The following is a 26,062-nucleotide window of genomic DNA, read 5'->3' as shown; positions in this document are numbered from 1 at the left end:
GCCCTTGCCTTTTTGAAGCCCGTTTTTGCCTTCACAGGCCATGAGTGATACCGCCATGAACCGACCCATCCTCGCGCTGACCTGCGGCGAACCGGCAGGCATCGGTCCGGAAATTTCCCTGCGCGCCGCCTGGGAGCTGCGCCATGAAGCGCGCTGCATCCTGCTGGGCGATGCCGCCCTGTTGGCGCAGACGGCCTATGAGATCGATCCGCAGATGCGGGTCGCGGCCCTCTCCATCCAGGCCTGGCGCAACAGCGGCCTGCCCGCTTTCCCGGTGGATTGCCTGACCGTGATCGACTGCCCGGTGGCCGAGCCGGTGCGCGCCGGCATGCTGGATGCACGCAATGGCCGCGCCGTGCTGCAGACGCTGGACCTGGCGGTGCAGGGCGCGCTCTCCGGCGCGTTCGCCGCCATCGTCACCGCGCCCCTGCAGAAGAGCACCATCAATGATGCCGGCGTCGCCTTCACCGGCCACACCGAATACCTGGCGGAAGTGACCGGCACGCCGCAAGTGGTGATGATGCTGGCCGGCGGCGATGCGCCGCACCTGCGCGTGGCCCTGGCGACGACGCACCTGGCCTTGAAGGATGTCCCCGCTGCGATCACCGCCGAAAGCCTGGCGCGCACGCTCGATATCCTGCAAGAAGACCTGCGCGGGAAGTTCGGCATCGCACGGCCGCGCATCCTGGTCACGGGCCTGAACCCGCACGCCGGCGAGAACGGCTACCTGGGCCGCGAAGAAATCGAGGTCATCGCGCCCGCCCTGGAGGCGGCCCGTGCGCGCGGCATCGATGCACGCGGTCCCTATCCGGCCGACACCCTGTTCCAGCCCAAATACCTGGAAGAGGCCGACTGCGTCCTGGCCATGTATCACGACCAGGGCCTGCCGGTCCTGAAATTCGCCAGCTTCGGCCATGGCATCAACATTACCCTCGGGCTGCCCCTGATCCGCACGTCGGTCGACCATGGCACGGCCCTGGACCTGGCCGCTGCCGGCCTTGGCCACGCCGACCATGGCAGCCTGTGCGTGGCCATCCGCGCGGCCGCCGACATGGCGCGCCGCCGGGCCGCCGCCTGAGATTGCAAGAACCCACTGGAACTCCCATGAAACACATCCCGCGCAAACGCTTCGGCCAGAACTTCCTCACCGATGACGTGGTGCTGCACGACATCATCAGCTCCATCGCGCCCGCCGCCGACGATGCCATGGTCGAGATCGGTCCGGGCCTGGCAGCCATGACCGCGCTGCTGCTGGAACAACTGCGCCACCTGCACGTGGTGGAACTGGACCGCGACCTGGTCGAGCGCCTCAAGAAGCGGTTCAGCGCCGAGCGCCTGACCGTGCATTCGGCTGACGCCCTCAAGTTCGATTTCGCCAGCATCCCGGTGCCGGAAGGCCGCAAGCTGCGTGTGGTCGGCAACCTGCCCTACAACATTTCCAGCCCCTTGCTGTTCCACCTGGCCGAGATTGCCCCGCAGGTGCAGGACCAGCATTTCATGCTGCAGAAGGAGGTGGTCGAGCGCATGGTTGCCGAGCCGGGCGGCAAGGCCTATGGCCGCCTGTCGGTGATGCTGCAGTGGCGCTATCACATGGAGCTGCTGTTCGTGGTACCGCCGGCCGCCTTCGACCCGCCGCCGCAAGTGGACTCAGCCATCGTGCGCATGATCCCGCTGGCGCAACCCATGGCCTGCGAGCAGGCCCTGCTGGAGCAGGTCGTCACCAAGGCCTTCTCCCAGCGCCGCAAGGTGATCCGCAATTGCGTGGCCGGCCTCTTCACGGAAGACGAATTGCGCCAGGCCGGCGTCGATCCCCAGGCGCGCCCGGAAGCAGTGCCGGTGGAACAGTTCGTGGCCCTGGCCAACCTGCTGGCCGCACGCCAGGCCTGAGGCCGGTGCGGCGCGCGCAGCGCGGCTGTTGCACTTTATTACAGCCGCGCCGCCACCCGTAAGAACTGTAACGAAGTTTCATATTCCGTGGTTTCAAGCTGAACCTGTCTTATATTGGAATCGTGCCGCGACAGATCGCGGACTTCTTTGACAGGAGCCAATCATGGCCAGCAAAAAAATCGCATCGGTATTGATCGCCACCACTCTTCTGGCTTCGGCCGCCGTCGTCAGCACGCCTGCGATGGCGCATGACCGGGGCGGCAACGGCGTGGCGATTGCTGCCGGTATCATCGGTGCCGTCGCCATCGGATCACTGATCGCCAACTCGCAACCGGCGCCGGTCTACCAGGCCCCGCCGCAACAGGTCTACTACCAGGCCCCGCAGCCGGTGTACTACCAGCCGCCGCAGCAAGTGGTCTATGAGCAGCCGCGTTACTACGCACCGCCGCCGCCACGTCCGGTGCGCTATGTGGAGCGCACCGAAGTGCGCACCTATCGCTACGACGACCGTCCGGATTACTACTCCTACTACGGCCGCTGAGGTTGGCGGAGGATCAGCTCTCCGGAGCAGGCAGGACATCCCGGCGCAAGCCATCTTGAGGGAAACGGGCAAGCTTTGCGGCTTGCCCGTTTTTTTTCGTCGGCGCGTATAAGAAGACAGGGAGGAGACAGCGAGGAGGAGGCAAGGAGACAGCGAATAAGCTAAGCGTCAGTAAAACGCTACATAATGACGAATCGATTGGCATTTTGTCAGCATAATAAGCCTGGTCGTTTCGTCAGAATGACGAAATGGCGCGCATTGCCCAACAGCAAGGAGACGCACTCCAGATGATGGCCCCCATCGCTGCCGACGACATCAGGACCGCCCTCGACGCCGGCCATCTTTGGCCCGCGCTGCAGCCCCTGGTGCATCTGCGGACCGGCCGCATTGCCGGGTTCGAGATGCTGGCCCGCTGGACCTGCCCGCAGCGCGGCGTGGTCTCTCCCCTCGAGTTCATCGACGTGGCCGAACGCGGCGGCCTGCTGGACACCCTGTTGCTCAAGCTGCTCGATACGGTGGCCGCCAGCCTGTGCCACTGGCCCCCCGAACTGCGGCTGGCGGTCAACCTCTCGCCTGGGCAGTTCCTCGACACCAGCCTGCTGGACCGGCTGGCCGCCGTCATGCACACGCATGGCCTGCCCATGTCGCGCCTGCAGCTGGAGATCACCGAGACGGTGCTGGTGCAGGACCACGAGCGCACGCTGCAGACCATCCTGGCCGCGCGCCAGGCGGGTGCCAGCCTGTCGCTCGATGATTTCGGTACCGGCTATTCGAGCCTGACGCGCTTGCAGTCCTATCCCTTCGACGAGATCAAGATCGACGCCAGTTTCGTGCGCACCATGGACCAGGATCCGGACAACTTCCGCATCGTCCTGGCGGTGGCCGGACTGGGCCAGAGCCTGAAGATGCACGTAGTGGCCGAAGGCATCGAAACCGAACATCACGCCCACCTGTTGAAGCGCATGGGCTGCGAATTCGGGCAGGGCTTCCATCTCGGCCGGCCGGCCCCGCTGGCCGAGGCCGCTCGCCTGATCGGTGAGTGCGGCGTGTGGCAGCGTCACAGTGCCGGTATCGATACCTCCCCCTTCCAGCGCTGGCACCAGCTCGATTCGCTCTACCGCAGCGCGCCGGTGGGATTGTGCTTCCTCGACCCGCTGCTGCGCGTGGTCAGCGCCAATGCCATGATGATCGACCTGCTCGGTGGCAATGCCGGCAGCGACCTGGAGGGCTGTCCCGTGACCGACCTGCTGGACCGCAGTGAACACCGGCCGCTGCTGCAGATGGTGGCCGAGGTGGTCGACGGTGCAGCGCCCGCGCCCATGGAGTTCTTCAACTCACGCACCGGGCGCACCTCGCTGCTGGCCTTCCAGCTGGTGCGCAGCGATCTGGGTGAAATGCTGGGCATCTCGGGCTCGGCCGTGGACATCACGGCGCGGGTCTGCGCCGAGCGCACCGTGCGCGACAGTGAAGAGCATTTCCATCGGGCCATCGACCTGAGCCCCAACATTCCGTGGGCTGCGGACGCGCAAGGCGTGATCGACTACATCGGGCCGACCTTCGAATGGCTGCCCGAGCTGACCACCGCAGAGCGGCACCAGCAGTGGCTGGCGCGCATGCCCGAGGAAGACCGCTTGCGGGTGCGCCAGGAATGGCTGGCCAACATCCCGACCGGGCGCCCGTTCCGCGCCGAGTTCCGGGTCCTCTGGCCCGATGGCCAATGGCGCTGGATGCGCAGCCGCGCCTCGCCGCACGCCGCGATGGCGAGGGACGCATCGTGCGCTGGTATGGCGTCATCGTCGATATCAGCACCGAGCGCCGGCTGCAGTACCGCATCAACACCCTGGAAGAGCAGATCCACCGCTTGCGCGGCACCGACCAGGACTGACAGCGCGCAGCGTGTGCCAGCGCGAGCCTGGCCGGCGCTGGGCGAGCGCTCGGCAAATCAGGGATAATGTCGGCTTGCTTCACGTTAGCCATGAAAAGGAGTCGCCAAGTGAGAATGTTGCATACGATGCTGCGCGTGGGAAATCTGGACCGTTCCATCGATTTTTATACCCAGGTGCTGGGCATGAAACTGCTGCGCAGGAATGACTATCCGGACGGCAAGTTCACGCTGGCCTTCGTCGGTTACGGCGAAGAACGCGATCACACCGTGCTCGAACTGACCCACAACTGGGATACCGAATCCTATGACCTGGGCACCGGCTACGGCCACATCGCCATCGAGGTCGACGATGCCTATGCTGCCTGTGAGGCGGTCAAGGCCAAGGGTGGCGCGGTCACCCGCGAGGCCGGTCCGATGAAGCACGGCAAGACCGTGATTGCCTTCGTCACCGACCCGGATGGCTACAAGATCGAGTTCATCCAGAAGAAGGAACACTACAGCGCCGCCGATTGAGGCAAGCCGCTGTCAGCCTGTCAGCCCGCTCACGCGGGCTTTTTTCATGGTGCGTTCGGGCGACGGGATTTCTGCCACGCGGGACGTGTCCATGAGGATGCATGGCTGCATCCGCACAACCACGCATCAACGCATCAACGCATCAACAGAACAACAACAGGAACGCCAATTGAGCCTCTATCAACTCTCCAAAAGTCACCTGCGCCGGCTGTGGGTCGAATACGGCATCCTCTGGAGCGGCGCCATCATCGTCGGCCTGGTCGCGGTTCTTTACGCACAGGCCATCGAGATCGGATTCGGCGTCTTTCGCAGCATCGAGCACAGGTCGCCCTGGCTGCCGCTGCTGCTGACGCCTGCCGTCTGTGCCGCCTGCGTGTGGCTCACCCGCCGCTACTTCCCCGGCTCGGAAGGCAGCGGCATCCCGCAGGCCATCGCCACCCTGCATGGGGATACCACTGAACGTAGCAGCGTTCTCCTGTCGATCCGCGTACTGGTCGGCAAGATCGTGCTGTCGGTGGTGGCCATCGCCGGCGGCATGACCATCGGCCGCGAAGGACCGACGGTGCAGATCGGTGCGGCCATCATGGTCAACCTGCGCCGCCTGTATCCGGCCGGATACGAGCACATGGAACGCCGCCTGATCCTGGCCGGTGCCGCCGCCGGCCTGGCGGCGGCCTTCAATACACCGCTGGCCGGCATCGTCTTCGCCATCGAGGAACTTTCGCGCAGCTTTGAACAGCGCGCCAGCGGCGTGGTCATCACCACCATCATCTTCGCCGGCCTGGTGGCGCTGTCGATCAATGGCAACTACACCTACTTCGGCTCGATTGCCTTCCCTGGCGAAACCAGTGGCCGCCTGATCCTTGCCGTGATCGTGACCGCGGTGCTGATGGGCGTGGCCGGTGGACTCTTCTGCTGGCTCATCCTCAATCCTGCGCGCTGGATTCCGGCCCCCGTCGTGACGTTGCGCGCCGAACGTCCGGTGGTGTTCGCGGCACTGTGCGGTTTCATCGTCGCGGTCATCGGCGTGGCCGCCGGCGGAGCCACCTTCGGCAGCGGCTACGAACAGGCGCATGGCCTGCTCAATGACGGGCAGGGCCTGTCGGTGTTCTATCCCTTCCTCAAGTTCGCCTCCATGATCGGCTCCTACCTGCCGGGCCTGCCGGGCGGCATCTTCGCGCCTTCGCTGTCCATCGGCGCCGGCTTCGGCAACCTGTTGCACCTGCTCTTCGGTGGCACCTCGCTGCCGATGCTGGTGGCGCTGGCCATGGTGGGCTACCTTGCGGCCGTGACGCAATCACCGATCACCGCCTTCGTGATCGTGATGGAAATGGTCGACGGCCATGCGCTGGTGATCTCGCTGATGGCCACCGCCCTGATTGCCTCTGCAGTCTCCAAGGTGTTCGCCCCGCCGCTGTACGAGACGCTGGCCGAACGCTATCTCAAGCACTGACGCTACACATCGTCGAAAGGCTGCGTCAATTTGACGCAGCCGCCGACACCCGCTCCCCGGGCGCTTGCGCGCCGCTTTCGTCATTCTGTCGTGCCGCGCGCGACAATATGTCGCACTCCCTCGTCGTTTTGCTTGGCCATAATCGCCCGCTGCACCTGCCTGCGCAGACCGGCAGACCGATAACGACAACCCCGGGGATTTCCATGCAACTCACTCCTTGTGCCTGCGCCATTGCGCTGGCCTTCAGCGCTTGCGGCCACGCTCTGGCCCAGACCACTCCTGATGCGGCCAATGCACCCTTGCCGACCGTCACCGTGCGCGGCGACAAGCCCGCTGCAAGCGCTCCGCTCAGCGCCGACAGCGCTGCGCTGCTGGCCGATCAACCCGGTTACGCCAGCGCTGCAGCGGGCGGTGTGTCGGCGTTGCCGGTCCTCAATGGCTTCGCTGCCGATCGCCTCAAGATTCGCCTCGATGGCATGGAGGTCACCGCCGCCTGCGGCAACCAGATGAACGCACCCATGTCCTACATGCCGCCAGCGCAGGTGGGGATGACGCGCGTGATGGCCGGCATTACGCCGGTCAGCGTCGGTGGCGACAGCATTGGTGGCACCATCGAACTGGCGGCGCCGGCACCGCAATTCGCGGCGCAGCCCGGCGCGCTGCTGACCAAGGGGGGCTTTTCGGTGGCCGCACGCAGCGTCAATTCGGAAGTGTCGGCGTCGGTGGAGGGGACGGTAGCCAGCGACAGTCTCTCGGTCCATTACGTCGCCAGCCGGTCGCGGGCCGAGAGCTACGTCAACGGCCGTGGCGACAAAGTCCTGGGCAGCCAGTTCGAGAGCAACAACCACGCGGTGACGGTGGCCGCGCGCGGCGACGGACAGCAACTGGTGTTCAAGGCCGGGCAGCAATACATCCCTTACCAGGGTTTCCCGAACCAGTACATGGACATGACCGGCAACCGCTCCACCTTCGCCAACCTGGGCTATGAGCGCCGCTTCGACTGGGGCAAGCTGCTGGGCCGCGTGTACTGGCAGCGCACCGGGCATGAGATGGGATTCTTCAGTGCCGAGCGCACCGGTACCATGCCCATGCAGACGCGGGGCCGTGACATCGGCTACACGCTGCGGGCAGATATCGATCTCGCCCCCGAGGGCAGCAGCGTACTGCGCGTGGGCAACGAGTACCACAGCTTCCATCTGGATGACGACTGGCCGGCCGTACCGGGCTCGATGATGATGGGCCCCCGGACCTATGTGAACATCAATGACGGCAAGCGCGATCGCTACGCCCTCTTCGTGGAGTGGGAGGGCAAATTGAATGAACGCTGGAGCACGATCGTGGGGGTGCGCGACGAGCTGGTCAAGACCGATGCCGGCAACGTGCAATCCTATGGCACCAACATGATGAACATGGCTGACCTGACGGCGGCCAACGCCTTCAATGCACGCGGCCATGCCAAGACCGACAACAACATCGACCTCACTGCGCTGGCACGCTTCACCCCTGACGCCGGCCAGACCTGGGAAGTCGGCTATGCCCGCAAGACGCGTTCGCCCAATCTTTACGAGCGCTACACCTGGGGCCGCGGCACCATGGCCATGACCATGACCAACTGGTTCGGCGACGGCAACGGCTATGTCGGCAACATCGATCTCAAGCCGGAAGTGGCGCATACGCTCTCAGCCACCGCTGACTGGCATGCGGCAGACAAGGAGGGCAGCGAGCCACGCTGGTTCTTCAAGCTGACGCCGTATTTCAGCTACGTCGAGAACTACATCGATGCCGATGTCATCGGCCGCTTCAATCCCTACAGCGTCAGCACCGCATCGGGTGCGCTGCTGCAATTCGCCAATCACGATGCCCGCCTGTATGGCATCAACGCCTCGTGGAAGTGGCCGCTGTTGCGGACCGCCGGGCTGGGGGACATCGCCTTCACCGGCAAGGCCGGCCTCACGCGCGGCAAGCGTGTCGATGGCGGCAACCTGTATCACATGATGCCCTTCAATGTGCTGGCCGCGCTGGAGCAGCAGCAGGGCGCGTGGACCCATCGTGCGGAAGTCAATTACGTCGCACGCAAGACGCTGGTGGACAGCAGTCGCCTGGAGCCGGTCACCGCCAGCTATACCGTCTTCAACCTGCGCAGCAGCTATCAGTTCAACCAGGCCATCAGTGTCAGTGCAGGCATCAGCAACCTGTTCAATCGCAACTACGCCGATGCGCTGGGCGGGGTCTACCTGTCGGGATTGGCCAAGGCCAAGAGCGGCAGCCTGCAAGCCTTGCCGGGCTACGGGCGCTCGCTGGACGTGGGCGTGAACGTGCGCTTCTGAGTGAGCGAGGGCGGGGCCCGGCCGTTCAGAAGATCGGCAGGGTCTCGGGAGCGCTGTCGCGCAAGGCCTTCTTGGCCGACTCGAATTCAGGGAAGATCGATTGCACCGTGGCCCAGAAGCGCGGGCTGTGGTTCATCTCGCGCAGGTGCGCCAGCTCGTGCGCGATCACGTAATCGATCAGCGGCAGGGCGAAATGCATCAGCCGCCAGTTCAGGCGGATGCGCGCATCCGAGGTGCAGGAGCCCCATTGCGTGGTGGCCGAGGACAGTGCGTAGGAACGATATTGCACGCCCAGCTTCTCGGCATAGATCATGAGCCGCTTGCCGAACAGTTCTTCGGCGCGCGCCTGTATCCATCCCTGCACGCGGTCCTTCAATTGCTGCTCGCCGGCGTCGGCCGGCAGGCTGATGTTGAGTTCGCGCGTGACTTCGTCGAGCAACACCGCCTGGCGCTGGCCGGTGCGGATGCGCAGCGTGATGTCCGCGCCCAGATAGGGCAGGGTGGCGCCATCGCGCCATTGCATCTGCGGTTGCAGGCGGCGCGCCGAACGCTCGCGGCGCTCGTTGAGTTTGGTCAGGATCCAGCGCTGCTTCTCGCGGATGGCGTTGTCGATCTCGGCCAAGGTCACCCACTTGGGGGCGGTCACACGCAGGCCTTCGTCACTGACCAGGAAACCGATGGTGCGGCGCTTGGAACGCAGCAGCGCAAAATCGATGGTGTGCTCGCCCAGCTGGATGCGGCGCTTGCCGTCGGCCGGACGGGCCGTGGTCGGCGGGGCCAGCAGCGGGCTGGGAGGTGAGGGTGGTGCGGGCGGTTCGGCAATCAGGGGCGGCGGCAGCGGTGCCGCATGGACGACCGGATGCGGTGTCACGATGAGCGGCGGTTGCACCGTCGGCGAGGGAAGCGCCGGGCCCGGATCGACGGGCGCCGCTGCCGGGGCAGCGGCGGGCGCGCCAAACAAATCCAGTTGCAGCGAGAGCTGGTCGGGATTGGGTTTGGGTTTGCGGAGCAGTATCAAGGCAGTCGCGGCGTCCTGTGTTGCTGTTGGCTAAGGAGTTGGCCGCGCGGCATTACTGCGATGCAGTCGAGGCGGCCGGCCGGGGCGCGCTGTTTTTGTAGACGTCCGGCGAAATCACGCGCATCTCGGATTCTATCCAATTTTCGACGCGCTCGTTCAACTCCTGGGGATTCAATCCTTCCGGCGAAATCGGCTTGCCGATCGAGACCGTGATGACACCCGGTTTCTTGACGAAGCTGCCCTTGGGCCAGCACTCGCCCGAGTTCACCGCCACCGGCACCACCAGCGTATTGGTTTCCACGGCCAGGCGCGAACCACCGGCCTTGTACTTGCCCTGCGAGCCCACGGGGGTGCGCGTGCCTTCCGGGAACATCACGATCCACTGGCCATCGCGCAGACGGCGGCGGCCATGTTCCAGCACCTGCGCAAAGGCGTCGCGGCCTTTCTTGCGATCGATAGGAATCATGCGCAAGAGCCCGATGCCCCAGCCGAAGAAGGGGATGTAGGTCAGCTCCTTCTTGAACACGAACACCAGCGGACGCGGCATGTTGATGACGTAGAAGATGGTTTCCCAGGCCGACTGGTGCTTGGAGAGCAGGATCACCGGCGCATCAGGCAGGTTCTCGGTGCCGCGCATTTCGTAGCGGATGCCGCAGATGACGCGCGCGGTCCAGATCACGAAGACGTTCCAGCGTGACGTCCACCAGTAGCGCTGGGCGTAAGGGAAGGGGGCCGACAGCAGGCAGGCGAAGGACCAGATGATGGTGGCCACGGCCATCAGGACCATGAAGACCACCGAACGCAGAATCAGGACAAGGCGCAAAATTGTTTCTCCCATGCCGAAGCATGTTGTTGTAATGAATGGGGTTGGCTGCGCGGTCGCAGTGACGGCACTATACCGAGACCCCGACGGGCGACTTCAGAATGAAATCAACCACCGCCGATAAATCCGGGAACACCAGCGTACCCGGCGGCAAGCCGCCCTTGGCCTGGGTCTTCTCGCCCTTGCCGGTCAGCACCAGGTAGGGCGCACAGCCGGCCACATAGCCGGCCTGCAGGTCGCGCAGCGAATCGCCCACGGTCGCCACGCCACCGCGCAGGCTGATGTTGAAGCGCTTGGCGATCTCGTGGAACATGCCCGGCTTGGGCTTGCGGCAATCGCAATTGTCATCGGCCGAGTGCGGGCAGAAGAACACCGCGTCGATATCGGCACCGGCCTGCTGGGCCGCATTGTGCATCTTCTGGTGGATGGCGTTGAGGGTCTTGATGTCGAACAAGCCGCGCGCCACGCCGGACTGGTTGGTGGCCACCACCACGCGATAGCCGGCCTGGTTCAGGCGCGCGATGGCTTCCAGCGAACCCTTGATGGGGATCCACTCGTCGGGCGACTTGATGAAGGCATCGGAATCGTGGTTGATGACGCCATCGCGGTCGAGAATGATCAGTTTCATTCCTGCTTTCCTTCATGAATACCGCCGCGCCAGGACAAGCCCGTGCGCGGCGGATCGGTGTTGCGTGTGCGACAGCCGGTAGCGGGATGGATTACGCCGCCAGCTTGGAAATATCGGCCACCTGGTTGAGCATGCCATGCAGCGATGCCAGCAGGGCCTGGCGATTCTTGCGCAGCTGCTCATCCTCGGCATTGACCATCACGTCGTTGAAGAAGGCGTCGACGTTCTGGCGCAGCTGCGCCAGGGCCTTGAGTGCGCCGGCGAAGTCACCCGCTGCATAGGCCGCCTGCACCTGCGGACGCGTGGTCTGCATGGCCGCGAACAGGCCCTGCTCGGCGGCTTCCTGCAACAGGCTTTCCTGCACGGCACCGTGGACATCGATGGCCACGCCTTCGATCTTCTTCAGGATGTTGGTGATGCGCTTGTTGGCGGCGGCCAGGGCCTCGGCTTCCGGCAAGGCGGCGAAGGCTTGCACGGCTTGCAGGCGTTCCACCACGTTGTCCAGCACGTCGGGCTGCTGGGCCACCACGGCTTCGACTTCGTTCTGCGCAAAGCCGCGCTCGCGCAGCAGGCCGCGCAGGCGGTCGTAGATGAAGGCCTGCACATCAGCGCGCGGGTCCTTGAAATTGGCGTTGCCGGCGAACAGTTCCGCGGCGGCGTCCAGCAAGGCGGCCAGCGACAGCGGCAGGCGCTTTTCGACCAGCATGCGCAGCACGCCCAGGGCATGGCGGCGCAGGGCGAACGGATCCTTGTCGCCGGTGGGCTGCAGGCCGATGCCCCAGATGCCGACCAGGGTTTCCAGCTTGTCGGCCAGGGCCACGGCGGTGCCGGTGGCAGTGGTCGGCAGGGCATCGCCGGCAAAGCGCGGCTGGTAATGTTCGGAGGCGGCCAATGCCACTTCGTCCGGCTCGCCATCATGACGCGCGTAGTACGTGCCCATGATGCCTTGCAGCTCGGGGAATTCACCGACCATGTCGGTCAGCAGGTCGGCCTTGGCCAGCAGTGCGCCGCGCTCGGCCAGCTTGACGTCGCCGCCCAGCAGGCTGGCAATTTTGCCGGCCAGTGCCTGCACGCGCTCGGTGCGCTGCAGCTGGTTGCCCAGCTTGTTGTGGTAGACCACGTTGGCCAGTTGCGGCACGCGATCGGCCAGGGATTTTTTCTTGTCCTGCTCGAAGAAGAACTTGGCATCCGACAGGCGCGGACGCACCACGCGCTCGTTGCCGCCGATGATATGTTCGGGGCGATCGGTCTCCAGGTTGGAGACGATCAGGAAGCGCGAACGCAGGCGGCCATCGGCGTCGGTCAGTGCGAAATATTTCTGGTTGGTCTGCATGGTCAGGATCAGGCATTCCTGCGGCACGGCCAGGAATTCATCCTCGAACTTGCATTCATAGACCACCGGCCATTCCACCAGTGCAGTGACTTCGTCCAGCAGCGATTCCGGCATCAGCACTTGATCGCCACCGGCCTTGGCCAGCAGCGCAGTGCGGATCTTTTCGCGGCGCTCGGTGAAGCTGGCGATGACCTTGCCTTGTGTGGCCAGTGCCTCGACGTAGGCATCGGGCGAGGCGATCTGCTGCGCGCCCGAGGACAGGAAGCGATGGCCCAGGGTGGTACGGCCGGCATCCAGGCCCAGCGTATTGATCGGCACCACGTCTTTGCCCAGCAGTGCCACGAGGTAGTGGGCCGGACGCACGAAGTGCACGGTCTCACCGGCGGCGCGGCCGAACTGGCGCTGGTAGCTCATGACCTTGGGGATGGGCAGCTTGGACAGGCTCTCATCGAGCGCAGCCTGCAGGCCCACGGCCAGGGCCGAACCCTTGGCGGTATAGGTGTAGAAGAAGCTCTCGGCCTTGCCATCCTGGGCGCGTTCCAGCTGGTCCGGGGTGATGACGGTGGCACCGGTGGAGGCGGCCAGTGCAGCCAGCTTCTTCACCAGCGGTGCCGACGGGCGGCCTTCGGCGTCCAGTGCGACGGCCACCGGCAGCACCTTTTCGCGGATCGATTTGTCCGGCGAGGCGGCGCGCACTTGGGTGATGGAGACGGCCAGGCGACGCGGGGTCGCATAGGCAGTGGCGGCAGCGCCGGTATCGAGATAGCCGCGGCTTTGCAGGCCATTGAAGATGCCGTTGGCGAACGCATCGCCCAGTTTGGCCAGCGCCTTCGGCGGGAGTTCTTCGGTGACGAGTTCTACGAGGAGTGTCTGGTTCATGTTGTCTGTCTTGCTGTCTTGCTCGGGACGCCGGTCAAGTCAACCGGCGCCGCATCATGTCATGTCGCTGCGGCTCAGGCGGCAGCTTGTGCCGGTGCCTGGCCCAGCATCGGGAAGCCCAGGCGCTCGCGCGATTCGAAGTAGGCCTGCGCCACCGCCCGCGAAAGATTGCGGATGCGGCCGATGTAGGCGGCGCGCTCGGTGACCGAGATGGCGCCACGGGCGTCGAGCATGTTGAAGGTGTGGGCGGCCTTGAGCACCTGCTCGTAGGCCGGCAGTGCCAGCGGCACTTCCATCAGGCGCTTGGCTTCGGCTTCGTAATTGGTGAACAGCGAGAACAGGAAGTCGGTGTTCGAGTACTCGAAGTTGAAGGTGGATTGTTCCACTTCATTCTGGTGGAACACGTCGCCATAGGTCAGGTGCTTCTTGACACCGTTCTCGGTCCATTCGGTCCAGACCAGGTCGTAGACGTTTTCCACGCCCTGCAGGTACATCGCCAGGCGCTCGATGCCGTAGGTGATTTCTCCCAGCACCGGCTTGCAGTCGAGGCCGCCGACCTGCTGGAAGTAGGTGAATTGCGTCACTTCCATGCCATTGAGCCAGACTTCCCAACCCAGGCCCCAGGCGCCCAGGGTGGGGTTTTCCCAGTCATCCTCGACGAAACGTACGTCGTTTTGCTTCAGGTCCAGTCCCAGCGCTTCCAGCGAGCCCAGGTACAGGTCCAGGATGTTTTCCGGCGCCGGCTTGAGGACCACCTGGTACTGGTAGTAGTGCTGCATGCGGTTGGGGTTTTCGCCGTAGCGGCCATCCTTGGGGCGGCGCGAGGGCTGGACGTAGGCGGCGCGCCACGGTTCCGGGCCGATCGCGCGCAGGAAGGTTGCCGTGTGCGAAGTGCCGGCGCCGACTTCCATGTCGTAGGGCTGCAGCAGTGCGCAGCCTTGGGCGTCCCAATATTCTTGCAACTTGAGGATGATTTGTTGAAATGTCAGCATCGTGTGTGGTGGCCTGGCGAACCGGCGGAGGAATTGCGAAAACCTTGGATTTTAGCGCCTTTTGGGGCGTTTGACCCGGTTTTGCCAGGGCGCGGCACTGCCGGCCCCTGGCATGGGAGATCAGTGGCGGATGCGCGCGGCCTTGTTGCGGCCCCAGGCCAGCAGCAGCATCAGCAGCGCCAGCCCGACGATGAGCTTGTTGCCCAGCAGAATGTAGGGGGTCTGGCCGCCATAGCCCTGCACCTGGCCGGAGAGCACGCCGCGCGTATAGGGCGGCAGCTCGCTGACCGCGCCGCCCGGCAGGATCACGGCAGTGGCCCCGGTGTTGGTCGCGCGCAGCATCGGGCGGCCGGTTTCCAGCGTACGCATCTGCGAGATCTGCAGGTGCTGGGGCAGGGCGATCGAATTGCCGAACCAGGCGATGTTGGACAGGTTCAGCAACAGGCTGGCCTGCGGCTGGCCGGCGCGGTAGGCATCGCGCAACTGGCCGGCGATTTCTTCGCCAAACAGATCTTCGTAGCAGATGTTGGGCAGCACCCACTGGTCCTTCACGCCGAAGGGCGACTGCACCGGCGCGCCGCGCGTCATGTCGCCCAGCGGGATGTGCATCAGGTCGACGAACCAGCGGAAGCCCGGCGGGATGAATTCGCCGAAGGGCACCAGGTGGTGCTTGTCGTAGCGGTAGGGCATCAAGGCCGAGCCCACTCCGGGGCCGAAGCCCAGCACCGAATTGGCATACAGTTGCGGACCATCGGAGAGCGGAATGCCCAGCGCCAGATGGCTGCCGCTGTTTTGCGCGAAGCGGGCGATGCGCTCCAGGTAATCCGGCGGCAATTGCTGCGGCAGCAGCGGGATGGCGGTTTCCGGGGTGGCGATCAGGTCGGCCGGGGCGGCGCTGATCATTTGTTCATACATGCCCAGCGTGGAGACCAGCGCATCGTTGGAGAATTTCATTTCCTGCGGGATGTTCCCCTGCAGCAGGCGCACCGTGATCGGCTGGCCTTGGGGCGTGGTCCAGTGCACCAGCCGCAAGGCCACACCACCCGCGCACAGCAGGGCCGCAGCACACAGCGGCAGCACGATGCGCTGGCCGGTACCGGCCACTCCCTTGCGTACGAGGCCCATCCACAGCAGCGCCAGGCTGCCTGCGATGAGCGCCGCGACCCAGCCGACGAAATAGACGCCGCCCACCGGGGCGAATCCTGCCAGCGGGCCGGCCGTATGTGCATAGCCCGAGATCAGCCAGGGGAATCCCGTGAAGACCCAGCCGCGTGCCCATTCCGACAGCGCCCACAGCGCCGGCAGCATGAACAGCGCCAGCACCAGCGGCGAGGACGACCAGCGATGGCGCAGCCAGCCTGCGAACGCCGTGGCAGCCCCGGCATACAGACCCAGGTAGAGCGCCAGCAAGCCCACCGCCAGTGCGGCCATCCAGCCCGGCATGCCACCGTAGTCGTGCATGCTGATGTAGAGCCAGTGCACCCCCGCCGCCGCCCAGCCGAAACCGTACAGCCAGCCGCGCGCGAAGTGGCGGCCGGTAGAGGCTTGCGGTTGCGCCAGCACGCCATGGAACAGCCAGGCCAAGGCCAGGACCTGCAAGGGCCACAGCTTGAACGGGGCGAAGGCGAAGACGTTGATCGCACCTGCGGCCACCGGCAGCAGCAAGGCCAGCGCCGTGCCGAGGCGACCGCGCGCAGCGGTGGCGCCGCGCGGCAGCGGCAAGTCTTGGGGGGAGGGGGAAGTCACGGTTGCAACGACAGGCAGGTCAGGCGATTCACTCGTCGTCCAGCGGTGCCGGCGGCAGCTTGGACACCAGCAGCACATGCACCTGGCGCGCATCGGCGCGCAGCACTTCGAAGTGCAGGCCGTCGATGTCGAATTCATCGCCCTTGCGCGGCACGCGGCCCACGTGATTGGCGACCAGTCCGCCGATGGTGTCGGCGTCTTCGTCGGAGAAGCGGCTGCCCACTTCCGCGTTGAACTGCTCGATCTCGGTCAGGGCTTTCACGCGCCAGCGCGCACCGTGCGGGCCATCCTTCAGGGCCAGCACATTGTCTTCGGCTTCATCGAAATCGTATTCGTCCTCGATGTCGCCGACGATCTGTTCCAGCACATCCTCGATGGTGATCAAGCCGGCCACGCCGCCGTATTCGTCCACCACCACGGCCATGTGGTTGCGGTTGGCGCGGAAGTCGCGCAGCAGCACGTTCAAGCGCTTGGATTCGGGAATGAAGATGGCCGGACGCAGCATGTCGCGCACGTCGAAGGATTCCTCGGCGTAGTAACGCAGCAGGTCCTTGGCCAGCAGGATGCCGATGACCTTGTCGCGCTCGCCATCCACGGCGGGGAAGCGCGAGTGGGAGGTGGCCAGTACTTCCGGCATCCAGGTTTCGATCGGCTTGGAAATGTCGATGGTGTCCATCTGCGAGCGCGGCACCATGATGTCGCGCACCGCCAGGTCGGAGACCTGGAACACGCCTTCGATCATCGACAGCGCATCGGCGTCGATGAGATTGCGCTCATGGGCGTCGTGCAACACTTCGAGCAGTTCTGCCCGGTTCTCGGGCTCGGGGGAAATCAGTGCGGTGAGTCGTTCAAACAGGGAACGATGGGGTTTAGCGTCAGACTTGACGCTACTAGGGTGATCTTGCATGGCGTTAGGCGCGAGCCCGACGTAGTTTCGAAGAGCCATAGGATACAACAATTATGTGACAAGTCCACTAAAGGGCCCGCCACAGCGGCCTGCCGCCCCGCTTGCCTGCTGGAAATCACTATGCCGCGTTGCCGCTGCTGCATGCAAAAAAAAGCCGGCATCCACGATGCCGGCAAATACACCCTCAGGGAAAATCTGCTCTCTGGTGCTCAGGCGTAGCTCAGGGCCGGCATCGCCGCATCCTGGGAATAGTGCACGGCAGCCTGCTGGGCGCGCACTGCGGTCGGGCCGGCCTGCTCGGCCGTGAGCTTGAAGATGCTCACCACATCGGTCAGCGCCACGCTCTGTTGCTGCATGGACGCGGCGGCCGCGGCAGCCTGTTCCACCAGGGCTGCGTTCTGCTGGGTGGTCTCATCGATCCGGGCCACGGCATTGTTGATCTGTTCCAGGCCGGCGGTCTGCTCGGCGCTGGCGGCGCTGATGTCCTGCACGATGTGGGTCACGCTCCGGATGCTCTTGACCACCTCATCCATGGTCGAGCCGGCTTCGCTGACCTGCTTCTCGCCGGTGGCGACCTTGGCGACCGATTCATTGATGAGCGCCTCGATTTCCTTGGCGGCAACAGCCGAGCGCTGGGCCAGCGAGCGCACTTCCGAAGCGACCACCGCAAAGCCGCGTCCCTGCTCACCGGCACGGGCCGCCTCCACTGCAGCGTTCAGGGCCAGGATGTTGGTCTGGAAAGCGATGCCGTCGATCACGCTGATGATGTCCACGATCTTGTGCGAAGAGGTGCTGATGGCGTGCATGGTTTCCACCACGCGGCCGACGGCCGCGCCGCCCTTGCTGGCGACGTCCGATGCGTTGTCGGCCAGGCGCTTGGCTTCGCGGGCATTGTCGGAGGTCTGCTTGACGGTGGCAGTGAGCTGCTCCATCGCCGAGGCGGTTTCCTGGAGCGAACCGGCTTGCTGCTCGGTGCGGTGGGACAGATCCATGTTGCCGCGCTTGATTTCATCGGAAGCCACGGCGATGGTATCGGTCCCTTGGCGGACTTCACCGACGATGGCCACCAGGCTGTCATTCATGCCCTTGAGTGCGGCCATCAGTTGGCCCAGCTCATCCTTGCTGGTGACTTCGATGCGGCTGCCCAGATCGCCCGATTGCACGCTCTGCGCCACGCTCACGGCCTGGGCCAGGGGACGGGAGATCGAGCGGGTCAGCAGCCAGGCGATCAGGCCGCCCAAGGCCAGGGCTGCGAGGCTGGCCCCCATCATGGTCCACTTGGCCATGGCGTAGGCGGCTTCGGCAGCGTCCACATTGGCCGCGGAATTCTTGCGCAGCAGCTTGTTGAATTGCTCCACGTGGGCAATCACCTGCTTGAGAATGGGCATGCAATCCTTGACCAGCGAGGCGCGGGCCGCATCAGTCTGTTGCGCGGTTGCCAGCTTGACTATGTTGACGGCCACCGGCAGGTATTGCGCTTCCAGCTTGCGCAGTTGCTCCAGCATCTCGCGCTCTTGCGGCGTGGTCGCCGGGTCCTGCATCAGGCGGGTCAGTTCGGCCATGCCGGATTCGATCTCTTTCTGGGCGCTGCCGACCAGGTCGACATCGCCTTTCTGTTCCGCGGTCCCACCGACCAACGTCAGGTTGCGTGCTGCAATGGCGCGCAGGCCGACGGCGAATTGCACTTTGGAAAGCGCTTCGAGCTTGCCCTCATCGATGGAGGTCAGGAAGACGATACGATCATTCAGGCGCGAGACTTGCTGCAGGCCGAAGGTGGCCACCGCCACCAGCAGGACCAGTACGGCGGCAAAGCCAAGGCCAAGACGATGGCCGATCTTCAGGTTCTTCATGACATCCTCCCCGATGGGTTTAATTTGTGTGTAAGCATTCTCGTTCAGCCGGAGTCCGCGTCCCATCGGGCTTTTCCTGAATTGCCTAGTTAAAACTCAGGGAAAATTCACGAGTAAATTGTCACTGCATCATGAAAGCGAAAAAATCGATGATCGCATCGGAAAAACCGATTACTTTTTGGCGTGATAAACCGGCAATGGCTTGAGGCAAAGCAACAAAAATGAAACCGCGCCGGAAACAAAAACGGCCTGCCGCAGCAGACCGTCTTGTTTGCAACACCAGGCTGTCTTGCCGAAGCGGCAAGACAGTGTCCTGGTTCAGCGTGACTTGTAGGGATTGTCGTAGCCGAGGGTGGCGAGGATCTCGGTTTCCAGCGCTTCCATCTCGTTGGCTTCCTCGTCGTCCTCGTGGTCATAACCCTGCGCGTGCAGCACGCCATGCACGACCAGATGGGCGGTGTGCTCTTCCACGGTCTTCTTCTGCTCGGCGGCTTCCTTCTCCAGCACATCGGTGCAGAAGATGATGTCGGCCTCGGTGACTTCGCTGTCTTCGTCTTCCGTATAAGCGAAGGTCAGCACGTTGGTGGCGTAGTCCTTGCCGCGATAGTCACGGTTCAGGTCACGGCCTTCTTCGGAACCGACGAAACGCAGCGTCAGTTCGGCCGGCGCAAACAGGGCGGCCTGCACCCAGCGGCGCAGGAGAGGGCGGGTGATGCTGTCTTTGAGGCGGTCGTCGGCATATTGCACCGACAGCGTGAGTTTATGTTTTGGCATGGCGCGGCTTGGCGGATTTGGTCAGGAGATTGGTGGCAGTGCGGGCAGTGGCGCGCGCGGTATCGGGGCGAGGGTTGCCGGCGGCATCATAGGCATCGACGATGCGTGCCACCAGCGGATGGCGGACCACGTCGGCACTGGTGAAGCGCGAAAAGGCGATGCCGCGCACGTCATGCAGCACCGACAGCGCATCGACCAGGCCGCTCTTCTGGCCGTGATGCAGGTCGACCTGGGTGACGTCGCCGGTGATGACGGCCTTGCTGCCGAAACCGATGCGGGTCAGGAACATCTTCATCTGTTCCGGCGTGGTGTTCTGCGCCTCGTCGAGAATGATGAAGGCGTGATTGAGCGTGCGGCCGCGCATGTACGCCAGCGGGGCGATCTCGATGGCCTGCTTCTCGAAGAGCTTCTGCGTGCGGTCGAAGCCCAGCAGGTCGTACAGCGCGTCATACAGCGGACGCAGGTAGGGGTCGACCTTCTGCGCCAGGTCGCCCGGCAGGAAGCCCAGGCGCTCGCCCGCTTCCACGGCCGGGCGCGTGAGCACGATGCGCTGCACGGCATCGCGCTCCAGCGCATCGACCGCACAGGCCACCGCCAGGTAGGTCTTGCCGGTACCGGCCGGGCCGACACCGAAGGTGATGTCGTGTTCCAGGATGGCGTTGAGGTACTGGCTCTGGTGCGGCGTGCGTCCGCGCAGGTCGTGCTTGCGGGTCTTCAGGATGGGGCTCTCGGGCAGCGGGTCCTGGCTGTCCTTGTCGTCGGCGGCAGCCGCAGCGGGGGCGGTCGCAGCGGCCTTGCCACGGCGCGCCGGCAGCGGCGGCAGGCCGGCTTCTTCATCGGCGGCGGCGTTGGCGCGCTGCTCGACCAGGGCCAGCTGGATATCGTCCACGGCCACCGGACGGTCGGCCTTCTCGTAGAAACGCTCCAGCACCTCCACGGCGCGTTCGGCGTTGGTGCCGGTGACCACGAAGCGGTCGCCCCGGCGGAAGATGGTCACATCCAGCGCAGCGGAAATCTGGCGCAGGTTTTCATCGAGGGCACCGCACAGGTTGGCCAGGCGCCGGTTGTCCAGCGGCTGGGGCGTGAAGTGATGAGGCTGGTTGGGGATTTTTTTCAATGCACGATTCCGGTTGAGGGGATTGAATCATCAATGACGGGTCACGATCTCGCCACGCAGCGAGAAGGGGAAGGCTTCGGTCACGCGGACCTCGATGATCTCGCCGATGAGGCGCTGGCCGTTCGGGCCACCGTCGAAGTTGACCACGCGGTTGCTCTCGGTACGGCCTTGCAGCTCATGCTCGCGGCGCTTGGAAACGCCTTCCACCAGCACCTTTTGCACCGTGCCGACCTGCGCGGCACTGATCTTTGCCGCGTTGTCGTTGAGCGCAGCCTGCAGGCGCTGCAGGCGGGCCAGCTTGACTTCCTGCGGGGTGTCGTCGGCCAGGTTGGCGGCCGGCGTGCCGGGGCGCGGGCTGAAGATGAAGGAGAAACTGTTGTCGAAGCCCACATCGGCCACCAGCTTCATGAGCGCTTCGAAATCTTCCTCGGTCTCGCCGGGGAAACCGACGATGAAGTCCGATTGCACCGTGATATCCGGACGCACCTTGCGCATGCGGCGGATCACCGACTTGTATTCCAGCGCGGTGTAGCCGCGCTTCATTGCCGCCAGCGTGCGGTCCGAGCCATGCTGTGCCGGCAGGTAGAGGTGATTGCAGAGCTTGGGCACCTTGGCATAGGTGTCGATCAAGCGCTGCGAGAATTCCTTGGGATGGCTGGTCACGAAGCGGATGCGCTCGATGCCCGGCAGCTCGGCAATGTATTCGATCAGCAGGGCGAAGTCGGCGATCTCGCCATCTTCCATCACGCCGCGATAGGCGTTGACGTTCTGGCCCAGCAGCATGATTTCCTTGACGCCCTGGTCGGCCAGTCCGGCCACTTCGGTCAGCACATCCTCGAAGCGGCGCGAGACTTCCTCGCCGCGCGTATAGGGCACCACGCAGTAGCTGCAATACTTGCTGCAGCCTTCCATGATGGCGACGTAGGCGGTCGCTCCCTCCACGCGCGCCGGCGGCAGGTGGTCGAACTTCTCGATCTCCGGGAAGCTGATGTCCACCTGCGGGCGGCCACTGTAGCGCCGCTCGGAAATCATCTGCGGCAGGCGATGCAGGGTTTGCGGACCGAACACCATGTCCACGAAGGGCGCGCGCTTGATGATGGCGTCGCCTTCCTGCGAGGCCACGCAGCCGCCCACGCCGATGAGCAGGTCGGGTTTTTCCTTCTTGAGCGCGCGCAGGCGGCCGAGGTCGGAAAAGACTTTCTCCTGCGCCTTCTCGCGAATCGAGCAGGTGTTCAGCAGGATCACGTCGGCCTCTTCCGGACGGTCGGTCTTGACGAGGCCTTCGGCGACATGGAGCACGTCGGCCATCTTGTCCGAGTCGTACTCGTTCATCTGGCAGCCGAAGGTTTTGATGAATACTTTTTTCTGCATAAATCTTTATCAGGCGAAGAGCGCAGGAAGGACGCATGGAACATGCGCGCGCCGGCGAGGAGGAGGGCGGCGGGCCGCTGGAATCTACTGCTGCAGCGGTGGTGGAGCCCATCCCCGGAGGTTCGCGATTATAGCACCGCAGGCCCCGTGCAGCCGCCGCCAGCGCCGGGCGGGCCTGTCCATGAGGCAATTCTCAGAGTTGCGCGCAGCAGTCCTGCAGCCATGCCAGCACGGCGCGCAGCCGGGACAGGGTCTTGAGGTCGCGATGGAATACCGCCCACAGCTCGCGCTGCAGCTGTGGCGCAGGCTCCACAGTCTGCAGTTCCGGCGCCAGCAGATAGCTTGGCAGCAAGGCCAGCCCGACCCCGGCGCGCGCGGCCATGCACTGCGCCACCAGGCTGGTGCTGCGAAAACGCACCGGGTTGCCGGCGGCATGGTCGGCGATCCAGCGTGTCTCGGGAATGTCCGGCACGCCGTCGTCATAGGCCACGAAGGGCGCCGTCTTGGGCGCCTGCTGCCACAGGGCGACGTTATCGGCCGTGCCGCACAGGTAAAAACGTACCGCGCCCAGCGGCCTGGCGATCAGTTCGCCATTCTGGGGCTTGCCGAAGCGCAGGGCCAGGTCGGCTTCGCGCCGCGCCAGGCTCAGGGTCTGGTGGCCCATGGCGAATTCCACATCCAGCGCCGGCCATTGCTCCAGCAGCGCGGGCAGGCGCGGGGCCAGGAACAGGGTGCCGATGGCATCGGTGCAGGCCAGCCGCAGCTTGCCTTCCAGCCGCAGGTCCCCGCCAGCCAGGGTGCGCGCCAGTTGCCGGGTCTGTTCCTGCATGGCGCGCGCAGCCGCCAGCACGCTCTCGCCCAGGCGGGTCAGTTCCACATCCTCGGCGCGGCGCAGGTAGAGCGGGGCCTGCAGGGCCTCTTCCAGCAATTGCAGGCGGCGGCCGATGGTGGCGTGGGTCACGCCCAGCGCGCGCGCCGCGCCGGAGAGGCTGCCGGCTTCGACGAAGGCGGCGAAGCTGCGCAGGCTTTCCCAGTCGGCATCCAGGGCGGCATGCACAACTTGATGGGAGGGCAAGGGCGTGGCCTTGCTGGGGGCTGTTAATTTTTTCACAGGTGGCTGGCGATTTCGGTGAATGGCAGTGCGAATTTTATCGGACTAAGATGGTCCGTCACTGTGCATTGACGATCAGTTGCAGCGTTTTATCGACTTCCCTCGAACATTTTTTAACAAGGAACCGCCATGTCCTCTCCCCAGACCCTGATCCAGATCGCCGGTGGCAGCCCCCGTGCCGCCACCTGGCAGGAAGCCGTGCTGCTCATCATCGACCACCAGACCGAATACACCACCGGGCGCGCCCCGCTGGCCGGCATCGATGCCGCCGTGGGCCAGGTCGCCGAACTCCTGCGCCAGGCTCGTGCCGCCGGTGCGCCGGTGATCCACATCGTCCACCACAGCAAGCCGGGCAGCGCCATGTTCGATCCGCAAGGGCCGCACGTGGCCATCATCGACGGCGTGCAGCCGCAGGGGGACGAACTGGTGCTGCCCAAGGGCCTGCCCAATGCCTTCGCCGGCACTGCGCTGGATGAGGCCATCAGGAAGACCGGCCGCAAGTCCCTGGTCGTGAGCGGTTTTGCCACCCACATGTGCGTGAGCGCGACCGTGCGCTCGGCGCTGGACCATGGCTATGCCTCCACGGTCGTGGCCGCCGCCTGCGCCACCCGCGACCTGCCGGACCCGCTGGGTGGCGCACCGGTGAGCGCCGCCGAGATCCAGCGCGTGGCGCTGACCGAATTGGCCGATCGCTACGCCACGGTGGTGGCCGATGCAGCAGCGCTGGCGCAAAACTGATGCGCTGAGACGCCCCCGGTTGTTGCAAACCAGGCAAGGACGCTACCTCACCCGTAGCGTCCTTTTTTCATCATGCTGACTTACCCATAAGCAGATCGGTATCGACAATATTCAAAGAAAATTTCATCACGTTAACGACGTGGAACTAGCAATAATTAGAAATTACGCATGAATATTCAGGAGCGCTGAAATTCAGGAGACAAAATCGATTAGTTTGTCGGCTTTCCGCAATTTGCCCACATCCTCCTTCGCCTGCCACGCCAGCCGCCTGCAGCGCGGTCGATGGGCAAAGCGAGCGCAACAGCATCCCTTGCTGTTGTGCTGCATTTCAATAAAGCGCGCGTACGCCGCATACGGATGGCCCTGCGGGCGGTCCTTAGAAAAAGGAATGAGTCGACCATGATTCCGGCAGTCTTCACCGACCGGCTTGCGGCCCTGCTGGCCAGCGGCCGGCGCACCATACTCGGCATTGCCGGCCCGCCGGGTAGCGGCAAGTCCACCCTGGCGCAGGCGCTGCTTGAGCATGTCCGCTCGCAAGGACTGGCGCATTCCGTCATCCTGCCCATGGATGGCTACCACCTCGCCAATGCCGAGCTGGCGCGCCTGGGCCGCGCCGCGCGCAAGGGCGCGGAAGATACCTTCGACAGTGCCGGTTATGTCCAGGTGCTGTCACGGCTGCGCGAACAGCGGGCCGGTGAAATCGTCTATGCGCCTCAATTCCTGCGCGAGATCGAGGAGGCCATTGCCGGCAGCATCGCCATTGCCCACGAGACGCAGCTCATCATCACCGAAGGCAATTACCTGCTGCTCGATTGCGGCCACTGGGCGCGGGTGCGGCCCTTGCTTGATGAGGTCTGGTATGTCGATGTCGATCCTGCGCTGCGGCTGCAGCGGCTGATCGCACGCCACGTGCAGTTTGGCCGCAGCCCGACCGAGGCCGAAGCGTGGGTGATGAACAGCGATGAAATCAATGCGGCGCTCATCGAGACCACGCGCAGCCGTGCCGACCGGATTGTTCGCCGGGACTGAGGGTTCCGGCGTGCCGTGAGCAGCAAGCAGCAAGCAGCAAGCAGCAAGGGGCCGCGACAGGCCCCAGCCATCCCCCTGGAACTTCCAACAAGAACGGAGACAAGCATGATCAAGAAAACCCTCGCCATCGCCTGCGCCACCCTCGCACTGGGCGCCGCCACCGCCCCGGCACAGGCCGCCGACAAGCCCTTGAAATCAGTCGGCGTCACCCTGGGCGACCTCGCCAATCCCTTCTTCGTGGCCATCGCCAAGGGGGCTGAAAGCGGCGCCCGCAAGATCAATCCGGATGCCAAGGTCACCGTGGTCTCCTCCAAGTATGACCTCAACACCCAGGTCGGCCAGATCGAGAACTTCATCGCCAACAAGGTCGACATGATCGTGCTCAATGCGGCCGATTCCAAGGGCGTGGGCCCGGCCGTGAAGAAGGCCAAAAAGGCCGGCATCGTCGTGGTGGCCGTGGATGTGGCCGCCGAAGGTGCGGATGTGACCGTCATGTCGGACAACACCATGGCCGGCGCCGAGTCCTGTAAATTCATCGCCGACAAGCTGCAGGGCAAGGGCAACGTGGTCATCGTCAACGGGCCGCCGGTGTCGGCGGTGATGGATCGCGTCACCGGCTGCAAGGCCGAGTTCAAGAAGTCGCCCGGCATCAAGATCCTCTCCGACAACCAGAACGCCGGCGGCAGCCGCGATGGTGGCATGACCACCATGTCCAACCTGCTGGCCGCGCAAGGCAAGATCGATGGCGTCTTCGCCATCAACGACCCCACTGCCATCGGCGCCGAGCTGGCGATCCGCCAGGCCAAGCGCAGCGACATCAAGGTCATCACCGGTGTGGACGGCGCACCCGATGCCGAACGCGCGCTCAAGGACGGCAAGTCGCTCTTCGCTGCCTCGCCCGCGCAGGACCCGTATGGCATGGCCGCCGAGAGCGTGGCCATCGGCTATCAGGTCATGAATGGCCGTACGCCCGAGAAGCCCGTCAAGCTGCTGCCGGTCAAGCTGATCACACGCGACAACGTGGCTGACTACAAGGGCTGGGTCCCGGCCAACTGAGGCCCCGCGTCCGGCGGCATATCACTTTGGTGAGCGCCGCCTCCGCAGCGCCCGCAGCCAGGAGAGCTTCCTGCTGCGGGATGC

The 26,062-nt window shown here is 64.6% G+C and carries 23 protein-coding genes; 10 read left to right on the top strand and 13 right to left on the bottom strand.

Going from position 1 to position 26,062, the window contains the following annotated elements; translation table 11 throughout:
• Positions 1-55 precede the first annotated feature (55 nt).
• The 7 genes from pdxA (at position 56) to FYB76_RS15720 (ending at position 8,606) form a co-directional block, all read left to right on the top strand.
• Positions 56-1,078 (top strand): 4-hydroxythreonine-4-phosphate dehydrogenase PdxA, encoded by a 1,023-nt coding sequence (pdxA, locus tag FYB76_RS15750; protein ID WP_154134242.1) that lies wholly within the window; start codon positions 56-58, stop codon positions 1,076-1,078.
• Positions 1,079-1,104: 26 nt separating this feature from the next.
• The gene (gene rsmA, locus FYB76_RS15745; protein ID WP_154134241.1) at positions 1,105-1,887 is read left to right on the top strand and encodes a 16S rRNA (adenine(1518)-N(6)/adenine(1519)-N(6))-dimethyltransferase RsmA; all 783 of its coding nucleotides are present in this window, start codon (positions 1,105-1,107) and stop codon (positions 1,885-1,887) included.
• Between the two features lie 163 nt (positions 1,888-2,050).
• Positions 2,051-2,428, top strand: coding sequence for a hypothetical protein (locus FYB76_RS15740; RefSeq protein WP_145607197.1), 378 nt, complete (start codon positions 2,051-2,053; stop codon positions 2,426-2,428).
• 287 nt (positions 2,429-2,715) lie between these two features.
• Positions 2,716-4,380: an EAL domain-containing protein gene (locus tag FYB76_RS15735; protein ID WP_229296985.1), complete on the top strand. Its 1,665-nt coding sequence runs from the start codon at positions 2,716-2,718 to the stop codon at positions 4,378-4,380.
• Positions 4,381-4,421: 41 nt separating this feature from the next.
• Complete coding sequence (gene gloA, locus FYB76_RS15730; RefSeq protein WP_220406219.1) at positions 4,422-4,826, top strand: lactoylglutathione lyase; 405 nt, start codon at positions 4,422-4,424, stop codon at positions 4,824-4,826.
• Positions 4,827-4,995: 169 nt separating this feature from the next.
• The gene (locus FYB76_RS15725; protein ID WP_088754630.1) at positions 4,996-6,279 is read left to right on the top strand and encodes a chloride channel protein; all 1,284 of its coding nucleotides are present in this window, start codon (positions 4,996-4,998) and stop codon (positions 6,277-6,279) included.
• A 203-nt stretch (positions 6,280-6,482) separates the two neighbouring features.
• The gene (locus FYB76_RS15720) at positions 6,483-8,606 is read left to right on the top strand and encodes a TonB-dependent receptor (RefSeq protein ID WP_154134240.1); all 2,124 of its coding nucleotides are present in this window, start codon (positions 6,483-6,485) and stop codon (positions 8,604-8,606) included.
• A 25-nt stretch (positions 8,607-8,631) separates the two neighbouring features.
• Here FYB76_RS15720 and FYB76_RS15715 read toward each other — a convergent pair whose 3' ends face one another.
• The 13 genes from FYB76_RS15715 to FYB76_RS15655 all read right to left on the bottom strand — a co-directional run bounded on the left by FYB76_RS15715 (position 8,632) and on the right by FYB76_RS15655 (position 23,089).
• Positions 8,632-9,624: a M48 family metallopeptidase gene (locus FYB76_RS15715; RefSeq protein WP_154134239.1), complete on the bottom strand. Its 993-nt coding sequence runs from the start codon at positions 9,622-9,624 to the stop codon at positions 8,632-8,634.
• 52 nt (positions 9,625-9,676) lie between these two features.
• A complete protein-coding gene (locus FYB76_RS15710) occupies positions 9,677-10,462 on the bottom strand; it encodes a 1-acyl-sn-glycerol-3-phosphate acyltransferase (RefSeq protein WP_008325691.1) in 786 nt (261 codons plus the stop codon).
• Positions 10,463-10,517: 55 nt separating this feature from the next.
• A complete protein-coding gene (gene gmhB / locus FYB76_RS15705) occupies positions 10,518-11,075 on the bottom strand; it encodes a D-glycero-beta-D-manno-heptose 1,7-bisphosphate 7-phosphatase (protein WP_088754633.1) in 558 nt (185 codons plus the stop codon).
• A gap of 91 nt (positions 11,076-11,166) precedes the next feature.
• A complete protein-coding gene (glyS, locus tag FYB76_RS15700) occupies positions 11,167-13,287 on the bottom strand; it encodes a glycine--tRNA ligase subunit beta (protein ID WP_154134238.1) in 2,121 nt (706 codons plus the stop codon).
• Positions 13,288-13,361: 74 nt separating this feature from the next.
• Positions 13,362-14,279, bottom strand: coding sequence for a glycine--tRNA ligase subunit alpha (gene glyQ, locus FYB76_RS15695; RefSeq protein WP_039790129.1), 918 nt, complete (start codon positions 14,277-14,279; stop codon positions 13,362-13,364).
• Positions 14,280-14,399: 120 nt separating this feature from the next.
• Positions 14,400-16,025 carry an apolipoprotein N-acyltransferase gene (gene lnt / locus FYB76_RS15690; RefSeq protein ID WP_370516359.1) on the bottom strand — a complete coding sequence of 542 codons (1,626 nt, stop codon included), beginning with the start codon at positions 16,023-16,025 and terminating at the stop codon, positions 14,400-14,402.
• 28 nt (positions 16,026-16,053) lie between these two features.
• Positions 16,054-16,932 carry an HlyC/CorC family transporter gene (locus FYB76_RS15685; protein ID WP_034332131.1) on the bottom strand — a complete coding sequence of 293 codons (879 nt, stop codon included), beginning with the start codon at positions 16,930-16,932 and terminating at the stop codon, positions 16,054-16,056.
• A 209-nt stretch (positions 16,933-17,141) separates the two neighbouring features.
• Positions 17,142-18,782, bottom strand: coding sequence for a methyl-accepting chemotaxis protein (locus FYB76_RS15680; RefSeq protein ID WP_229296983.1), 1,641 nt, complete (start codon positions 18,780-18,782; stop codon positions 17,142-17,144).
• A gap of 121 nt (positions 18,783-18,903) precedes the next feature.
• On the bottom strand, positions 18,904-19,086 hold the full coding sequence (locus FYB76_RS15675; RefSeq protein ID WP_154134237.1) for a hypothetical protein: 183 nt from the start codon (positions 19,084-19,086) through the stop codon (positions 18,904-18,906).
• 14 nt (positions 19,087-19,100) lie between these two features.
• A complete protein-coding gene (gene ybeY, locus FYB76_RS15670; RefSeq protein ID WP_008325707.1) occupies positions 19,101-19,556 on the bottom strand; it encodes an rRNA maturation RNase YbeY in 456 nt (151 codons plus the stop codon).
• On the bottom strand, positions 19,543-20,673 hold the full coding sequence (locus FYB76_RS15665) for a PhoH family protein (protein WP_088754636.1): 1,131 nt from the start codon (positions 20,671-20,673) through the stop codon (positions 19,543-19,545). Before FYB76_RS15665 ends, ybeY begins: the two co-directional genes overlap by 14 nt.
• 30 nt (positions 20,674-20,703) lie before the next feature.
• Positions 20,704-22,044: a tRNA (N6-isopentenyl adenosine(37)-C2)-methylthiotransferase MiaB gene (gene miaB, locus FYB76_RS15660; RefSeq protein WP_154134236.1), complete on the bottom strand. Its 1,341-nt coding sequence runs from the start codon at positions 22,042-22,044 to the stop codon at positions 20,704-20,706.
• Between the two features lie 193 nt (positions 22,045-22,237).
• Positions 22,238-23,089, bottom strand: coding sequence for a LysR family transcriptional regulator (locus tag FYB76_RS15655; protein ID WP_154134274.1), 852 nt, complete (start codon positions 23,087-23,089; stop codon positions 22,238-22,240).
• A 195-nt stretch (positions 23,090-23,284) separates the two neighbouring features.
• Between FYB76_RS15655 and FYB76_RS15650 the strand changes: the two genes are divergently transcribed.
• The 3 genes from FYB76_RS15650 to FYB76_RS15640 all read left to right on the top strand — a co-directional run bounded on the left by FYB76_RS15650 (position 23,285) and on the right by FYB76_RS15640 (position 25,978).
• Entirely contained in the window at positions 23,285-23,893 is a 609-nt protein-coding gene (locus FYB76_RS15650; RefSeq protein ID WP_154134235.1) for a cysteine hydrolase family protein, read from the top strand.
• 399 nt (positions 23,894-24,292) lie between these two features.
• A complete protein-coding gene (locus tag FYB76_RS15645; protein ID WP_154134234.1) occupies positions 24,293-24,922 on the top strand; it encodes a nucleoside/nucleotide kinase family protein in 630 nt (209 codons plus the stop codon).
• 105 nt (positions 24,923-25,027) lie between these two features.
• Positions 25,028-25,978 (top strand): ABC transporter substrate-binding protein, encoded by a 951-nt coding sequence (locus FYB76_RS15640; RefSeq protein ID WP_145607636.1) that lies wholly within the window; start codon positions 25,028-25,030, stop codon positions 25,976-25,978.
• Positions 25,979-26,062: the final 84 nt, after the last annotated feature.

Origin of the sequence: Herbaspirillum sp. CAH-3 (assembly GCF_009668275.1) — a bacterium.
Classification (GTDB): Bacteria; Pseudomonadota; Gammaproteobacteria; order Burkholderiales; family Burkholderiaceae_D; genus Herbaspirillum; species Herbaspirillum aquaticum.
The sequence above is the reverse complement of the archived record's forward strand: the minus strand, read 5'-3'. Positions and strand labels throughout refer to the sequence as shown.

Bases quoted from the DNA above. Each gene is read 5' to 3' on its own strand.
- FYB76_RS15735 (WP_229296985.1), top strand. From the start codon at position 2,716: ATGATGGCCCCCATCGCTGCCGACGACATCAGGACCGCCCTCGACGCC.
- pdxA (WP_154134242.1), top strand. From the start codon at position 56: ATGAACCGACCCATCCTCGCGCTGACCTGCGGCGAACCGGCAGGCATC.
- rsmA (WP_154134241.1), top strand. From the start codon at position 1,105: ATGAAACACATCCCGCGCAAACGCTTCGGCCAGAACTTCCTCACCGAT.
- glyS (WP_154134238.1), bottom strand. From the start codon at position 13,287: ATGAACCAGACACTCCTCGTAGAACTCGTCACCGAAGAACTCCCGCCG.
- FYB76_RS15640 (WP_145607636.1), top strand. From the start codon at position 25,028: ATGATCAAGAAAACCCTCGCCATCGCCTGCGCCACCCTCGCACTGGGC.
- FYB76_RS15720 (WP_154134240.1), top strand. From the start codon at position 6,483: ATGCAACTCACTCCTTGTGCCTGCGCCATTGCGCTGGCCTTCAGCGCT.
- FYB76_RS15740 (WP_145607197.1), top strand. From the start codon at position 2,051: ATGGCCAGCAAAAAAATCGCATCGGTATTGATCGCCACCACTCTTCTG.
- ybeY (WP_008325707.1), bottom strand. From the start codon at position 19,556: ATGCCAAAACATAAACTCACGCTGTCGGTGCAATATGCCGACGACCGC.
- FYB76_RS15680 (WP_229296983.1), bottom strand. From the start codon at position 18,782: ATGAAGAACCTGAAGATCGGCCATCGTCTTGGCCTTGGCTTTGCCGCC.
- FYB76_RS15645 (WP_154134234.1), top strand. From the start codon at position 24,293: ATGATTCCGGCAGTCTTCACCGACCGGCTTGCGGCCCTGCTGGCCAGC.
- FYB76_RS15710 (WP_008325691.1), bottom strand. From the start codon at position 10,462: ATGGGAGAAACAATTTTGCGCCTTGTCCTGATTCTGCGTTCGGTGGTC.
- glyQ (WP_039790129.1), bottom strand. From the start codon at position 14,279: ATGCTGACATTTCAACAAATCATCCTCAAGTTGCAAGAATATTGGGAC.
- miaB (WP_154134236.1), bottom strand. From the start codon at position 22,044: ATGCAGAAAAAAGTATTCATCAAAACCTTCGGCTGCCAGATGAACGAG.
- FYB76_RS15685 (WP_034332131.1), bottom strand. From the start codon at position 16,932: ATGCAAGATCACCCTAGTAGCGTCAAGTCTGACGCTAAACCCCATCGT.
- FYB76_RS15650 (WP_154134235.1), top strand. From the start codon at position 23,285: ATGTCCTCTCCCCAGACCCTGATCCAGATCGCCGGTGGCAGCCCCCGT.
- gmhB (WP_088754633.1), bottom strand. From the start codon at position 11,075: ATGAAACTGATCATTCTCGACCGCGATGGCGTCATCAACCACGATTCC.